This window comes from Streptococcus sp. KHUD_018 (genome assembly GCF_054861215.1).
The window spans coordinates 556,182-570,653 of the sequence record NZ_CM142176.1 but is presented as its reverse complement, the minus strand read 5'-3'; the positions used below and the strand labels follow the sequence as shown (position 1 = coordinate 570,653).

The 14,472-nt window shown below is 41.2% G+C and carries 16 protein-coding genes; all 16 read right to left on the bottom strand.

Annotation, left to right across the window (positions count from 1 at the left end):
- Window positions 1-4: 4 nt before the first annotated feature.
- The 16 genes from ACVBD2_RS02900 to ACVBD2_RS02825 all read right to left on the bottom strand — a co-directional run bounded on the left by ACVBD2_RS02900 (window position 5) and on the right by ACVBD2_RS02825 (window position 14,403).
- Window positions 5-1,741 carry an ABC transporter ATP-binding protein gene (locus ACVBD2_RS02900; protein ID WP_461686070.1) on the bottom strand — a complete coding sequence of 579 codons (1,737 nt, stop codon included), beginning with the start codon at window positions 1,739-1,741 and terminating at the stop codon, window positions 5-7.
- Between the two features lie 179 nt (window positions 1,742-1,920).
- Window positions 1,921-2,679, bottom strand: coding sequence for a triose-phosphate isomerase (gene tpiA, locus ACVBD2_RS02895; RefSeq protein ID WP_000087893.1), 759 nt, complete (start codon window positions 2,677-2,679; stop codon window positions 1,921-1,923).
- Window positions 2,680-2,775: 96 nt separating this feature from the next.
- Entirely contained in the window at window positions 2,776-3,453 is a 678-nt protein-coding gene (locus ACVBD2_RS02890) for a DnaD domain-containing protein (RefSeq protein WP_000220740.1), read from the bottom strand.
- Between the two features lie 8 nt (window positions 3,454-3,461).
- Window positions 3,462-4,406: a homoserine O-acetyltransferase MetA gene (metA, locus tag ACVBD2_RS02885; protein ID WP_001122697.1), complete on the bottom strand. Its 945-nt coding sequence runs from the start codon at window positions 4,404-4,406 to the stop codon at window positions 3,462-3,464.
- Between the two features lie 181 nt (window positions 4,407-4,587).
- On the bottom strand, window positions 4,588-5,100 hold the full coding sequence (locus ACVBD2_RS02880; RefSeq protein WP_001049316.1) for an adenine phosphoribosyltransferase: 513 nt from the start codon (window positions 5,098-5,100) through the stop codon (window positions 4,588-4,590).
- 175 nt (window positions 5,101-5,275) lie between these two features.
- Window positions 5,276-5,965 carry a 50S ribosomal protein L1 gene (rplA, locus tag ACVBD2_RS02875; protein ID WP_001085672.1) on the bottom strand — a complete coding sequence of 230 codons (690 nt, stop codon included), beginning with the start codon at window positions 5,963-5,965 and terminating at the stop codon, window positions 5,276-5,278.
- A gap of 96 nt (window positions 5,966-6,061) precedes the next feature.
- A complete protein-coding gene (gene rplK, locus ACVBD2_RS02870) occupies window positions 6,062-6,487 on the bottom strand; it encodes a 50S ribosomal protein L11 (RefSeq protein WP_001085804.1) in 426 nt (141 codons plus the stop codon).
- Window positions 6,488-6,609: 122 nt separating this feature from the next.
- The gene (gene ldcB / locus ACVBD2_RS02865) at window positions 6,610-7,326 is read right to left on the bottom strand and encodes an LD-carboxypeptidase LdcB/DacB (protein ID WP_461686069.1); all 717 of its coding nucleotides are present in this window, start codon (window positions 7,324-7,326) and stop codon (window positions 6,610-6,612) included.
- Between the two features lie 15 nt (window positions 7,327-7,341).
- On the bottom strand, window positions 7,342-7,803 hold the full coding sequence (locus ACVBD2_RS02860) for an HIT family protein (protein WP_461686068.1): 462 nt from the start codon (window positions 7,801-7,803) through the stop codon (window positions 7,342-7,344).
- A 53-nt stretch (window positions 7,804-7,856) separates the two neighbouring features.
- On the bottom strand, window positions 7,857-8,813 hold the full coding sequence (locus tag ACVBD2_RS02855) for a hypothetical protein (protein WP_461686067.1): 957 nt from the start codon (window positions 8,811-8,813) through the stop codon (window positions 7,857-7,859).
- A gap of 17 nt (window positions 8,814-8,830) precedes the next feature.
- Entirely contained in the window at window positions 8,831-9,868 is a 1,038-nt protein-coding gene (locus ACVBD2_RS02850; RefSeq protein WP_461686066.1) for a M42 family metallopeptidase, read from the bottom strand.
- Between the two features lie 100 nt (window positions 9,869-9,968).
- Window positions 9,969-11,294 (bottom strand): branched-chain amino acid transport system II carrier protein, encoded by a 1,326-nt coding sequence (gene brnQ, locus ACVBD2_RS02845; protein WP_461686065.1) that lies wholly within the window; start codon window positions 11,292-11,294, stop codon window positions 9,969-9,971.
- Window positions 11,295-11,464: 170 nt separating this feature from the next.
- Window positions 11,465-11,728, bottom strand: a complete 264-nt coding sequence (locus ACVBD2_RS02840; protein WP_461686064.1) for a rhodanese-like domain-containing protein — start codon at window positions 11,726-11,728, stop codon at window positions 11,465-11,467.
- A gap of 18 nt (window positions 11,729-11,746) precedes the next feature.
- Complete coding sequence (locus ACVBD2_RS02835; RefSeq protein ID WP_461686063.1) at window positions 11,747-12,331, bottom strand: uracil-DNA glycosylase family protein; 585 nt, start codon at window positions 12,329-12,331, stop codon at window positions 11,747-11,749.
- 53 nt (window positions 12,332-12,384) lie between these two features.
- Window positions 12,385-13,785, bottom strand: a complete 1,401-nt coding sequence (pepV, locus tag ACVBD2_RS02830) for a dipeptidase PepV (RefSeq protein WP_461686062.1) — start codon at window positions 13,783-13,785, stop codon at window positions 12,385-12,387.
- 12 nt (window positions 13,786-13,797) lie between these two features.
- Window positions 13,798-14,403 carry a nitroreductase family protein gene (locus tag ACVBD2_RS02825; RefSeq protein WP_461686061.1) on the bottom strand — a complete coding sequence of 202 codons (606 nt, stop codon included), beginning with the start codon at window positions 14,401-14,403 and terminating at the stop codon, window positions 13,798-13,800.
- Window positions 14,404-14,472: the final 69 nt, after the last annotated feature.

Here is a 14,472-nt window from a genome sequence, read left to right as displayed (position 1 = left end):
CCTCCTATTCTTCTGTTAGCGATGCGTTTTTCAACTGCGACTCAGCAATTTCACGATAGATGTCATTGGTTTCCATCAATTCCTCATGTCGACCGCGACCCACGATTTCCCCTTTATCAAGAACGATGATCTGATCCGCATCCATGATGGTTCCGACACGTTGAGCGACGATTAAAACCGTAGCATTCTGTGTTACTTCCTTGAGACGACGGCGTAAAATGGCATCCGTGCGATAGTCCAAGGCTGAGAAAGAATCGTCAAAAATATAGATATCAGGATTCTTTATAACCGCTCGGGCAATTGAGAGACGTTGCTTCTGTCCCCCAGAAAGATTACTTCCACCTTCAGCTAGATGTGTCGCAAAGCCTTCTTCTCGGCTTTCGATAAAATCTTTGGCTTGCGCCACATCTGCTGCCTGATGTAGGTCTTTGTGACTAGCATCTTCCTTCCCATAGCGGATATTTTCAGCGATAGTTCCGGTAAAGAGCAAGGCCTTCTGCGGAATAAAACCAATCTTTTGACGGAGAGACTTGAGGCGATAATCTCTCACATCGATACCATCAACTTTGATTTTCCCAAGCGTGACATCGTAAAAACGAGGAATCAATTGCACAAGAGAGGACTTGCCCGATCCGGTCGATCCGATAAAAGCAATGGTTTCACCTGGTTTAGCACTGAAAGAAATATTGTGCAAAACAGGATTTTCCGTCTCACCAGGATAGGCAAAGGTGACATTTTCAAATTCCAAATAGCCGTGGGTTGCTGTCTCTCTAACGCCTCCTTCATTGGAATCAATAGAGATTGGCATATCCATGACTTCTTTCAACCGTTCACTCGAAACAGCTGTACGAGGGTACATAGTGAAGAGATTAGATAGGAAAAGGAAGGACAAGAGGGCGTGAAAACTATATTCGATAAAGGCTACTAGATCCCCAATTTGCAAACTACCTTGTTTGATAGGATCCAGAGCAAACCAGACAATAGCCACAATCATGGCAATGATAATCTGAACAAACAAGGGTTCCGTCAAGCCAGTTAGTTTAAACAGACGATTGGAATTAGCTGCATAGACCGCATTTTGTCCTGCAAAGCGTTCTTCTTGAAACTCCTCACGAGCAAAGGCACGAATGACACGAAGCCCCATCAGATTTTCACGAGCGTATTGATTGATTTTGTCCAAAGTTTTCTGCTGTTTCTCTGATAAAGGGCGAGTTTTAACAGCAACATAAATGACCACCACAGCCAAGAAAGGTACTGCAAAAGCCACTATCCAAGCTAATGACGGGCTGGTTAGAAAGATCATTAAAATACTAGATAGCATCATCATGGGAGTGATGACACCCAGTTTTAAGGTCTGTTCTGCAAACTGCATGAGAACAAAGGCATCACTGGTAATACGAGTAACCAGTGAAGATACTCCAATCTTTTCATATTCATGATGAGAATACTCTTGCAATTTGGCATAGAGATCATCCCTCATATCCTTGACCATATTGGTCGTTAGCTTACTAGCAGCGTAGGCTAAGACTATACGCCCCAAGGTTCCACATAGGATAATCACCAGCATGATGGCAGCCCAAACATACAATTGCTGTTCATTCCCTTTATTAACGCCTTCATCAATCATCCGAGCTAGAACAGTCGGCAGTCCAAGATTGACGATAACAAAGAAAATAGCGCCAAAGAAATCCAAGAATAACCACTTGGGATATTTTTTCAAATAAGACCAAATATAGAGCATAACTCCCCCTTTCATAACTTTTTGATATAGAAAAGAGCGCGCATCTGCACGCCTTTCTTTCCCTAAGGAACTTTCCTAGTCTAGAAAAATCCCTCTTTCACAAGAATGCTCCAAGTAAAAATAAGACAGGCAGTCAAAGTCACCTAGTACTTTTGACTGTCTGTCTGGAATAAGTTAGATTATTTTACAAAATCAAGCAATGCCAAGAAGCTTTCAGCTTCAAGTGACGCACCACCAACAAGGGCACCGTCAACGTCTGGGCAAGCCATGTATGAAGCAACGTTTTCAGGTTTAACTGAACCACCGTATTGAACACGAACTTTGTCAGCAACTTCTTGACCAAAGTCAGCTGCTACAACGTCACGAACAACCTTACACATTTTTTGTGCGTCGTCTTGTGAAGCTGATTTACCAGTACCGATAGCCCAGATTGGCTCATAAGCGATAACTGATGCAGCAACTTGTTCAGCTGTCAATCCAGCCAATGCAGCAGATACTTGAGCACCTACGAATTCAGCAGCTTTACCAGCTTCGTAAGTCTCAAGTGATTCACCACAACAGATGATTGGAAGCATACCGTTTGCAAAGATTGCTTTTGCTTTTTTGTTGATATCTTCGTCAGTTTCATGGAAGTAGTCACGGCGTTCTGAGTGACCGATAACAACATAGTCAGTACCGATTTCTTTCAAAACTTGTGGGCTAGTTTCACCAGTGAAAGCACCTGCATTTTCAAAGTAGCAGTTTTGAGCAGCAACTTTAAGGTTTGAACCTTTAGCAGCAGCAAGAACAGTTGTCAAATCAAGAGCTGGAGCTGCGATACCTGCTTCAACAAGGTCTGATGAAGGAAGTTTTGAGGCAACGGCTTCAACGAATGCTTTTGCTTCTTCTGGATTTTTGTTCATTTTCCAGTTACCAGCGATAAATGGTTTACGTGACATTTCACATACCTCTTTTTTCATTTTATTTTCTATTATTTTATCATATTTATAAGGAGCTTGCAAATCTTACTCTAATTTACAAGATTTTTCAAGCGACTAATCTTGCCACAAATTCATAGCATCAAGGAAATCAGCCGAAGCCTGAACTTGTTTAGGATTGTTAGCTTCTCGCTCTGCTCGTTTGGCCTCCACCTGAGCCACAGACTGGATGCCTTCATGGCGCCAATTCCGAAGGATGGCCTGAATATATTTCCAGTTTGGCTTGCCATTTAGAACCGCCTCTCGGAGAGCTTCTTTAATCAAATCCGCCTTGATCCCATCTTCTTTGACAGTTTTGGAAAGATCTTCGATTTCAAACGGCGTCAGCAAGCGTCCTAACTCCTGCTGAAACGTCTCAACCAGATCCTTCAATTGGTTTTGCGGGTTTGGGGTAGTTGCAACTGGAGTTTGGTTGTCTAGCAAGCTATCCAAGCGTTCAAAAGCCAAACTAGCATCAAAAATCAGCTCAATTTCCCCATTTAGTTCAATGGTCCGATATTGTAGCAAACCATTTTCAGTCAAATTCGAAATGGATTGGTTGACATCTGCAAGTTCTTTTCCAATAGTTTCTGCAATTTGGCTTGGCGATAGCTCATCCAAAGCAGATGTATTTTGTAGATAAAAAAATTGCCAAACGAGAAAATCATCACTAGAAGGAAAGAGTTCCTTAAAATGCAAGAGCAGGGCACTTGGCAAAACCAAGTTCCCTGATTTGAAAGCGTCAAAATATGTCATAATTCCTCTTATAAATATCCAAATGAAGCTGCATCGTCCTCTACCTTTTTCCAGTCAAAAGGAGTTTCCTGATAAACGGCATAGTTAACCCAGTTACTGAAAAAGAGGGCAGCTGATGAAGACCAACAGAGACACGGTGTCTCATTCACATCATCATTTTTGAAGTAATTTTCCGGAATGTGAGGATTAAGCCCTGCCTCATAATCACGAAAATACTCTTTTGCTAGAGTATCACGGTCATATTCTAAATGACCAAAACTATAAATCTCACGAAGATCCCGACTGGCTAAAATAGAAACGCCGACTTGTTCTCCCTCAGAGAGGATTTCCAGATTGGTTTTTCCTAATATCTCTTCCTTATAGATTTCTGTATAACGAGAATGGGGAGCTACATAGCTATCATCAAAACCACGAAAGAGAAGATGGCCCTCTTTCAAGGTATCCTGCGGGTAAATGCCTGACAATTTCTGCTCCATCTGGTGTTTATCAACTCCATAGCGAGCATAAAGACCTGCTTGGGCACCCCAGCAGATATGAAGGGTCGAATAGACATGGGTCTTGGACCACTCAAGCACCTGACTGAATTCCTCCCAATAGTCCACTTCCTCAAATGGTAAATGCTCAATCGGAGCCCCTGTGATAATCATCCCATCAAAATACTCGTCCTTGACTTCAGGAAAAGTTTTATAAAAAGTCTCCATATGCTCTGCACGAGTCGTCTTGGAACGGTGGCTCTCCATATAGAGAAAGTCTATGTCCAATTGCAAAGGAGTATTTGCTAAATGCCGTAACAACTGGGTCTCTGTGACCACTTTTTTGGGCATTAGGTTTAAAATCAAAATTTTCAAGGGACGGATATCTTGGTGGGCCGCACGTTGATCATCCATGACAAAGATATTCTCTGTCCGTAAAATCTCAACAGCTGGCAATTTTTTATCAATTCTAATCGGCATAACCTTCTCCTAACTGTACTCTTTTAGAAATAATTGAATGTGTTTGAAGTCAAATCTCAAACACTTAGTCCTTTTATTATACTGCAAGAAGATATAGTTTTCAATTATAGTTTTTCTCTAACTAGCTATAGTTTGTTTATATAGCAGATGAAGAGAAAACAGCCCCAAGGACTGTTTTTCATTAATAATGCATAAGTACCTTGTAATCGTAATCACCGATTTTTTCGCGGCCTTTAAGTTCATCAAGTTCAATCAAGAAAGCACAACCTGCCACAACTCCACCAAGTCTTTCGATCATTTCAATGGTTGCCTTGACAGTTCCACCTGTCGCCAAGAGGTCATCTACAATGAGAACGCGTTGACCTGGTTTGATGGCATCAGCGTGCATGGTCAAGGTATCAATACCGTACTCTTTTTCATAGTCAGCAGAAATCACTTCACGCGGTAATTTGCCTGGTTTACGAACAGGTGCAAAGCCAATTCCCAACTCAAAGGCAACGGGACAGCCGACAATAAATCCACGGGCTTCTGGTCCCACGATCATGTCGATCTTCTTGTCCGTTGCATACTGAACGATTTCACGAACAGCATAGCTATAAGCATTTCCATCTGCCATCAAAGGGCTGATATCACGGAAGGTGATGCCTTCCTTGGGATAATTTTCAATCGTTGCGATATAATCTTTTAAATTCATCTTTTTCTTTCTTTCAAAGTTTTTTACTCTCTATTATACCATATTTTCTGAGAAAGAAGAAGAGGAAAGCACTTTTCCTTGATCCATCAGGAAATAAATGAACTCATTTTTTCTAGAATAAAAATATCATCAAAAAAACGAGCACTTTTGTACTCGTTTTTTATAAATTTATTGATTAAAGTGAGTTCACGTCAACCTTGATACCAACACCTTGAGTAGTTGTGATTGTCAAGCTTGTTACGTAAGTTCCTTTAGCCGTAGCTGGTTTAGCTTTTTGGATTGTTTCGTTGAATGCTTTGAAGTTTTCAACCAACTTGTCAGCTTCAAATGATACTTTACCGATAATAGCTTGTACGATACCTGCACGGTCTGCACGGTAAGTGATTTTACCACCTTTAGACTCTTCAACTGCTTTAGCAACATCCATTGTTACAGTACCAGTTTTAGGGTTTGGCATCAAGTTACGTGGTCCAAGGACACGTCCAAGACGTCCAACAAGAGCCATCATATCAGGTGTAGCGATAACTACGTCGAAATCCAACCAACCGTCGTTGATTTTAGCAACAAGGTCGTCTTCACCAACGAAGTCTGCACCAGCAGCTTTTGCTTCTTCAGCTTTTGCACCACGTGCAAATACAAGAACGCGAGCTGTTTTACCAGTACCGTTTGGCAATACCATTGCTCCACGGATTTGTTGGTCAGCTTTTTTAACGTCAATGTTCAAGTTGTAAGCAACTTCTACAGTTGCATCAAATTTTGCAAAGTTAGTTTCTTTTGCAAGAGCTACAGCTTCTTCTACGCTGTACGCTTTTGTGCTGTCAATTTTCTCAAGAGCAGCACGAAGTTGTTTGCTTTTTTTAGCCATTTTTTATTCTCCTTGTAAGTGGTTCAATCGATTTTCATCTCCCACGTCACTCCTCGAAATGATGAAGTCTTGCGGGTTATATAGGGATGTTATTGATTAGTCAACAACGTTGAATCCCATAGAACGAGCAGTACCTTCGATCATACGCATTGCAGACTCAAGGTTTGCAGCGTTCAAATCTGGCATTTTAGTTTCTGCAATTTCTTGTACTTGCGCACGAGTAACTGAAGCAACTTTTGTTTTGTTAGGTGTACCTGATCCTTTTTCAACACCTGCAGCTTTTTTCAAAAGAACAGCAGCTGGTGGTGTTTTAGTGATGAAAGTAAAAGATTTGTCTTCGTATACTGAGATAACAACTGGAATAATCATACCAGCTTGGTCAGCTGTACGAGCGTTGAACTCTTTTGTGAATCCCATGATGTTGATACCAGCTTGACCAAGAGCAGGTCCAACCGGTGGAGCTGGTGTAGCTTTACCAGCAGGGATTTGCAATTTTACAAGTTTTTCGACTTTTTTAGCCATTTTTAAATCCTCCTTTGTGGTTTTGGCGGTAATGTAAGATTTTTACCTCCCACAAGTATGCTTTACACATACTTTTCCATTATACACTATTTATCTAAAAATGCAAGAGAAAACTTTCGTTTTTAATCGACGTAATCTCCGCCTTCAAAGCCATAGTACTCTTCCAAACTGAGACCACTTGCAGCAATTTCTTTAGCTTCTTTTCCAACGTAGCGGAGATGCCATTCCTCAGCCATGTAACCTGTCTCCTTTTCCTTGCCCTTGAGATAGCGAACAACAAAGCCATAGTCAGCTGCATGGTCCAAGAGCCACTGGGCTGCCTTTTCCTCCGTCACCAATTCTCCGTTAGTCCCAATCAAATCAAAGGCAAGTCCTGTTTGGTGTTCACTGTAACCTGGTCGTGCTGAATAACGATCTGCTGCTTCCTTCCCGTCTTGATTGACATAGTCTTGGTAGAGCTTAACCTGAGTTTCATAACTTCTAAAACCACTATAATGGTCGCTAATCGGGAAACCTGCCTCTTGCATAGCTTTGATGAGTTTGACCAACTCTGCCTTGGCTGTTGGATTTTCCCCTGGATTGTAGTCTTTTGACAAAGGATAGTGTTTATTTGCTACGATGATTTCATCGTATTTTCCTTGGATGCTGTAGTAGTCTCCTTTATTGACCACTTCTGCTTTTTTCTGGCTAGAAGGCTGAGATTTGCTACCCACAGTTCCTTCTTCCTTGGTACTTTGTTCTGTTTTTGAAGTATTTTCTTCAACTTTCGGTTTTTCTTGCGAACAAGCTGCAAGGGTCAACGCTAATAAACCAGATAAAATGACATATCTTTTTTTCATTTCTTTCTTCCTCTCTTAGGCCAAGCATTTCTCCAATTCATGTGATAAGGCTTTAATCATCGCTTCCAGCTCTGGTGATTGTACTTGGCAATCTTCTGCTGCCATTTCTTCCCAGGGCACCCACCAGACTGGACCACGGCCATTAAGTCCGTAACCTTTCATATCACCTGTCCTCCTTGGAAATAGGTGCCAGTGAACGTGGGCATCTCCATTTCCTAGAAGTTCAATATTCATCTTTTCAGCCTCAAATGCTTTGGCGACTGCCTCTTGAACCAAGCTCATTTCCTCTAAAAAACGAAGTTTTACAGGATTTTCCATTTGGTGGAGTTCTGTAACATGCTCTTTTGCTAAAAACAAGGTATAGCCCTTAAAGTATTGGTGGTCTCCGATGACCACATAGCCTGTTTCTAGTTCTTTGACAAAGTAGGGATTTTCCCCTGACTTAATCAATTCAATTCGTTGGCAGATGAGGCACATAAGTTTCTCCTTTCAACTCTAAAAGGGTGTGATTAAGGTCAAAGAGTCGGTGTTTATAGGTCATCATTCCCCTCCCTCTTATCTTTATGAAATAAATTCTTAATCTTATTAAAAAATGGAATAACTTTAAAATTATTTCTAAAGCGACTCTTACTTAACTCAGGTCCCTGTAGCTTCCTATATTCTTCGATATAAATTGTAGATACTTTACCAATTTCACTTTCCCCGAAAATGATGGCTTTTAAAATTAATACACCAACAATTAGAAGTAGTGAAACCATTCCATTAAGGAAAGCAATAAAAGGATTATTAAATAAATAATACGCTACCCCAGCATCAACTGCGGCAATAAAGAAAGAGAGCGCTGTAATGCCTATTTCAGAGTTTCTATCATCGCTTTCATTAACACTCAATTCTGGGAGTAAAAAAATTAAAATCATTACAAAAATCAAGCCAAAAGTCCAAAACGAAGAGAGTTCAGTGGGTTGTTCGATAAAACAATTATATCCAGAGTACATGAAAAATAGCTGAAGTAATAACATCACATACTGAAATAAATAAAACCATATTTTAGATGAATTTATAAGCGAAATATTTTGTTCTACTTTTATATCTAGTAATCGTTTAGCAATTTGTATCCGATGAGCTAGTTCTTTTAAATCTTTTATTTGAAGTATTTGAAAAGCAAGTTTTTTCTCTATAATTTCTATTTGATACCATACATATCCATCATCTTCTATCCACTGATATTTTCCAAAAGTTTTTATTTTTCGTCCATATGGGTTAATTTTTTGAGAAATTTTAAAAAGTAGTTTCTCTAAATCTGGGTTAGCAATTCCTTTATCCACCAGTTCATCGGCATAAACAACTAGTTCTTTAAAGTTTTCTTGTTTATTTTCATACACATACTTACGATATTCCTCTTTTTTCTTTTGGAAATAAGCATACAAACCCGAAATTATCCCTGTTATTATAGCAGGCGTTGCTAATTGTTTCAGTATTTCATACATAATACTTTATCGCCCCTTTACTCCACCAACTTACTCTTGAGATAGGCATCAACCATGCGCTCAGTCGCTACTACTGAATCAATGTGGGTGCGCTCATAAGAGTGACTGGACTCAATACCAGCTCCAAGGAGGGCATGCTTAACCTCTGCGCCTGCTGACATAGCTGCTGAAGCATCCGATCCATAAAACGGATAGATATCGAGCTTAAATGGAATATCTTGCTCTTTTGCCAAAGCTACTAAGTGTTGACGGAAGTCATAGTGATAAGGACCTGAAGCATCCTTGACACAGATAGATACTGTGTACTCATCTGTCTGTTGGTCATCGCCCATAGCTCCCATATCCACAGCCAGATATTCTACTACCTGAGCAGGAATATTGGAGTTAGCTCCATGACCCACTTCTTCAAACACTGAAAAAGCAAAGTGTGTCGTCATCGGCAAATCAATTCCTTCTTCTTTATAAACTCGAAGGAGATTGAGCAAAATTGCTGCGCTGACCTTGTCATCCAAGTGGCGAGACTTGATAAAACCAGTTTCCGTCACAACTGTTCGCGGATCAAAACTAATAAAGTCTCCAACCTCAATACCCAAGGCACGCGTTTCTTTTTCATTGGTCACTTTTTCGTCCAAACGCACTTCCATATTGTCCTGCGTGCGTTCAGCAGTTCCTGCATCTTTGTAGACATGGCAAGATGTCTGGTGGATGAGGATCGTTCCAGATACCGTTTTACCTGTACTAGCCACATGAACGGTGCAGTTTTCTCCCTCAATCATGTTCCAAGGAAAACCACCGATACGGTCCAATTTGAGACGACCGTCAGGTTTGACAGCACGTACAATGGCTCCGAGTGTATCCACATGGGCAGTCACATAGCGATGTTGTTCGTTGTTTTGACCTTTGATTGTTACATTGACACCACCCTTTGCTGTGCGAACAGGCTGGTAACCAAGCGCTTCTAAAGTATGGACTAGGTAGTCTGAAATCTCACGAGTATAGCCCGTTGGGGATGCAATAGCGGTTAATTCTTTGATATAGTTTACAGTTTGATTCATTTCTTCACCTCTTTTGCTACCTATTATAGCACATTTCAGTAGAGAGGAAAAAGGAAAAATCACTCCTGTAGAGTTGACTTACAAAAGTGATTTCTATTTTTTATTCCATCTCAAAAACATCGCTTTCTTGCTTGTTAGGAAGGACCAAAGAAAGCAAGATTCCGATAATTGCTGGCACCAACCATGGGAGAGATGCCTTAGCAAAAGGCAAAGCATTCACAAGATTTGCTAGAAACTCAACTTTAAAGGAGCTTCCTAATACGCTTGCAATAGCAATAGCTGTAACAACAGCAATTGTCAACTGCATACCTGGTTTTGATAGGGCGACAAATTTATTAACAATCACGATCATCACAATGGCGATGGTGATTGGGTACAAGATTACCAGTACTGGCACTGAGTACTTGATGATTGCATCAAGACCAAGGTTTGCAATAGCAAATCCAATCAAGGTAAAGGCAGTGGCATAGACCTTGTAGCTGATTTGTGGGAAACGTCCGTTAAAGAACTCTGCTGTCGACACAATCAAGCCAACTGTCGTTGTGAAGCAGGTTACAGTTACCATAACAGCAAGGAAGAGTTGAGCTGTTGAACCAAAGATTTCCTGAGTTGCTTGCGACAAGATATAAACACCTGGTGTTCCACCTTTCATCACTTCTGCTGGTACTGGGAAGTGATTTCCAAGAAAACCTAAACCGATGTAAAGAGCACTAAAAGCAAGAGCTACAACGATACCAACAACCCAAATAGTTGAAATATACTCTTTCTTACTTGAGAATCCAAGTTGTTTCAAGGTTTGAACAGCAATTACACTGAAGGCAACTGAAGCAAGGGCATCCAAAGTGTTATAGCCTTCTAGGAAACCTGTCCCAAAAGCAGAAGATTGATAGGCTGCTGAAGCCATTTGAGAACTGGTTCCACCATATTTGAAGGCACCTAGTACAACCAAGATAACGATCAACAAAGCAAAAACTGGCGTTAAGATACGTCCGATTCGATCCAAAATCTTTGATGGATTGAGCGAAATCAGATAGGCTGTTGCAAAGTAAAGTACGGTAAAGACAATCAATCCTAGACCTTTATTTGCTTCAGACAAGAGGGGGCTAATCCCAACTTCATAAGCTGTTGTAGCTGTACGCGGAATAGCAAAGAAGGGACCAATCGATAGATAGAGGACTGCAAGATAAAGCGTCGCAAACCAAGGTGAGATTTTCTTAGAAATCTCGTGAATGTATCCTTTCGGGTTTAGCGTTCCAATAATAAGTGTCAAGACAGCAATACCGACACCTGAAAAGACAAAACCTGCGATGGCAGGAAGAAACTGTTCTCCAGATAGGGCACCTAGAGAAGGCGGAAAAATCAAGTTCCCCGCACCAAAAAATATTCCAAACAGGAGCAAGCCTGTTAGGGCACCTTTTTTAGCCATAAAAATCTCCTTCATATTTCTAAAATACTGACCTAGTATACCATGATTAGGACTTTGGAAAAAGCATCTCTGATTAAATATTGAATGTTTTCAATTTTCTGAACTCTAAGGAAAAGAAAAAATCCTCAGAAACTCCAATATTAGTTGACTCTTCTCTGAGGAATCTTTTCTCATTCAAAAGCGTCCATACCTGCAGCTACATTAACCACATCATAGCTCTTTTCAGCCAGAAATTGATAGGCTTGGGCAGAACGGATACCAGACTTGCAAATGACATAGTAGGTCTGATGTTTATCCAACTTTTCATAGATTTCAGGTGAGGTACTCCGTGAGAAGTTTGGCGCACTTTCAATGTGCACCTGCTGAAACTCTACTACTTCTCTCACATCTATGATGGTAGCAGCCAGTTTGACAGAGTTTATAAAAATCTTCAAAGGTGATTTCTTTCATCTTTATTCTTCAAGGATTTTTGCTACTCTCTTTTTCAAATCAGGTAAAACTTCGGTCTCAAACCAAGGATTCTTTGCCATCCAGATTTGGTTTCGTGGTGATGGGTGCACAAGAGGGAAAAATTCTGGCAGATAAGCCTGATAGCGTCGAACTCTCTCTGTTACCTTGCCACTGACTTTCTCATGCAGATAGTAAGCCTGAGCATACTGACCAATCAAGAGCGTCAATTGAATATCTGGTAATTCTTTCAAAAGTTTAGGGTGCCATTTTTCAGCAAAGCCAGCTCGTGGCGGTAGATCTCCTGACTTGCTATGTCCTGGAAAATAGAAATCCATGGGCAACACCGCAAAATAACCTGAATTGTAAAAGGTATCTTCATCCACACCTAGCCAGTCCCGCAAGCGTTCACCACTCTTATCTTTCCAGTAAAGGCCTGCTTCTTGGGTTTTAAGTCCCGGTGCCTGACCGATGATATTGATGCGAGCTGTCTTTGGCGCTGCAAAGAGAGGCTCTATCCCCCTCTCTGTATAGCTTTTGTTTTGCGAATCAGCCATAATGGCTTGTTTGATTTTTTCGATTTGAGACATCTACTTTCCCTCCAAAAAGAAGTCTAAGCATAAGAGCTCAGACTTCTATCGTTTTATTTGATCAATTCATAGATAGCTTCAGCATAGATTGCTGCTGCTCGGAAGAGATCGTCCAAGGCGATAAATTCGTTGGCTTGGTGCATGGTATCGATTGAGTCTGGGAACATAGCGCCGTAGGCAACTCCACGTTCCAGCAAGCGACCAAAGGTACCACCACCGATGACTTGCTCGTGACCTTTAAGACCAGTTTGTTTTTCATAGACATTCAACAAGGTTTGCACAAGTGGATCTTCCATTGGAACATAGTGAGGTGTGTGACCATGTTCTGATAAGCTAACAGATACAACTGGCAAGTCTTCAAGAACTGACTTGATTTGCTCTGGATTTGTTCCTTTTGGATAACGGAAGTTGAGGGCAATAGTATTATCAGCACTTGCTTCGTCAAAGCGGAAGACACCGGCATTCATAGAAAGGGCACCCATCTTTTCATCCACATGAGCCACCTTGAGATTTTTACCCTCATGGTCATTCAAGAGAATCTTACCAGCGATGTCGAGGTAGTCTTTTGCAGGTCCTGCAAAGTCAAACTGGCTGAGGAAGAGGGCAAGGTAGGTTGCACCGTTGACACCTGAAGCAGGCATAGCACCATGGGCTGATTTACCAATCACAGTCACCTTGTACTGACCGTTTTCTTCTTGGAGTTCTCCTCTAAGTTTGTGCTCTGCAACAAAGGCATCTAGTTTAGCTTGCAAGTCAGCCAAGTCACCTGAAACGACTGCTGTCGCTGATTCAGGTACCATGTTTTCACGCAAACCACCTGTGAAACTGTGAAGACGGGCAACACCTGTATTTTCACCTGCAAAGTGAAGGTATTCTGTGATATTTCCTTTTTCACCATTAATGATAGGGAATTCAGCGTCTGGAGAGAAGCCAAAGTCTGGTTTCGCAAGTCCTACATGTTCAAAGTAGTAGTCCATATCTGCCCAACCTGATTCTTCGTCTGTTCCTACGATGAAACGAACTTTCTTAGAAGTTGGAAGGCCCAATTCTTTGATGATTTTCAAACCATAGTAACAAGCTGTTGTAGGCCCCTTGTCGTCTGAAGCTCCACGCGCATAGAGGCGACCGTCCTTGATAGTTGGTGTGTATGGATCAGTGTCCCAACCGCTACCTGCTGGCACCACGTCCATGTGGGCAAAAATTCCGAGAACTTCTTCTCCTTGTCCAAACTCAAAATGACCTGCGTAGTTGTCTACATTTTTAGTTGGATATCCATCGCGGTCTGCGATTTCAAGGAATTTTTCCAAAGCTTTTACCGGACCAGGTCCAAATGGATGCTGCGCATCTGCCTTGCTGTCATCACGTTCGGAGTTGATTTCCAAAAGGCTAAACAAGTCAGCCAAGAGGTCTTCTTTGCGTTTTTCTACTTCTGCTGTAAAATCAATTGCTGTCATTTTTTCTTCTTTCTATCTTTTCTCGATGATTTCATCTACTGGCAAGCGGTAGCTTGGTTCTAATTTTTCATCTGTGTAACCCACTGTAATCAAGAGTTCTGGACGGAAGCGGTCTTCGATTTCCAAAACTTCGTTGGCTTTTGATTTGTCAAAACCAAGGATAATGTTGGAACCAATCCCTTGATCTGTAAGAGCGAGGACCAAGTTCATGGCTACAATACCTGCATTAAGAGCTAGGTAGTCGCTGACCTGTTGTTCATTGTAACGGGCAAACTCGGCAGGCAAATTTTTCATAAAGTATTGGAGTTGTTCTTCTGAGAAATTGTTAGCACCACCAACTCGGGCAATCTTACGAGCACGTTTAGCCAAATCTGTGTCTGTAAACAAGGCAATAGTTACAGGCGCTGATGATACCTGTTCAAAGTTGGAACCGTAAGCCAACTTTGCCAATTCAGCATTTTTCTCACGTACCACCACAAATTTCCAAGGCTGGCTGTTGTGAGCGCTTGGTGCCAAGGTTGCGATTTCGATAGCCGTACGCACATCTTTTGGATCCACAGGCTTGTCAATAAAATGCTTGGTCGCATGACGTTTTTTATTTAATTCAAGAAATTTCATAATCGATTTCCTTTTCTAATTCTACTGCTTCCATTCTACCATATTTTGAAAGAGCTTGCAGAGATTTTT

Coding starts and splice junctions, on each gene's coding strand:
- ACVBD2_RS02825 (WP_461686061.1), bottom strand. CDS start 14,403: ATGAAATTTCTTGAATTAAATAAAAAACGTCATGCGACCAAGCATTTT.
- ACVBD2_RS02890 (WP_000220740.1), bottom strand. CDS start 3,453: ATGACATATTTTGACGCTTTCAAATCAGGGAACTTGGTTTTGCCAAGT.
- tpiA (WP_000087893.1), bottom strand. CDS start 2,679: ATGTCACGTAAACCATTTATCGCTGGTAACTGGAAAATGAACAAAAAT.
- pepV (WP_461686062.1), bottom strand. CDS start 13,785: ATGACAGCAATTGATTTTACAGCAGAAGTAGAAAAACGCAAAGAAGAC.
- ldcB (WP_461686069.1), bottom strand. CDS start 7,326: ATGAAAAAAAGATATGTCATTTTATCTGGTTTATTAGCGTTGACCCTT.
- rplA (WP_001085672.1), bottom strand. CDS start 5,965: ATGGCTAAAAAAAGCAAACAACTTCGTGCTGCTCTTGAGAAAATTGAC.
- ACVBD2_RS02860 (WP_461686068.1), bottom strand. CDS start 7,803: ATGTGCCTCATCTGCCAACGAATTGAATTGATTAAGTCAGGGGAAAAT.
- ACVBD2_RS02835 (WP_461686063.1), bottom strand. CDS start 12,331: ATGTCTCAAATCGAAAAAATCAAACAAGCCATTATGGCTGATTCGCAA.
- ACVBD2_RS02900 (WP_461686070.1), bottom strand. CDS start 1,741: ATGCTCTATATTTGGTCTTATTTGAAAAAATATCCCAAGTGGTTATTC.
- ACVBD2_RS02850 (WP_461686066.1), bottom strand. CDS start 9,868: ATGAATCAAACTGTAAACTATATCAAAGAATTAACCGCTATTGCATCC.
- metA (WP_001122697.1), bottom strand. CDS start 4,406: ATGCCGATTAGAATTGATAAAAAATTGCCAGCTGTTGAGATTTTACGG.
- ACVBD2_RS02880 (WP_001049316.1), bottom strand. CDS start 5,100: ATGAATTTAAAAGATTATATCGCAACGATTGAAAATTATCCCAAGGAA.
- ACVBD2_RS02855 (WP_461686067.1), bottom strand. CDS start 8,813: ATGTATGAAATACTGAAACAATTAGCAACGCCTGCTATAATAACAGGG.
- rplK (WP_001085804.1), bottom strand. CDS start 6,487: ATGGCTAAAAAAGTCGAAAAACTTGTAAAATTGCAAATCCCTGCTGGT.
- brnQ (WP_461686065.1), bottom strand. CDS start 11,294: ATGGCTAAAAAAGGTGCCCTAACAGGCTTGCTCCTGTTTGGAATATTT.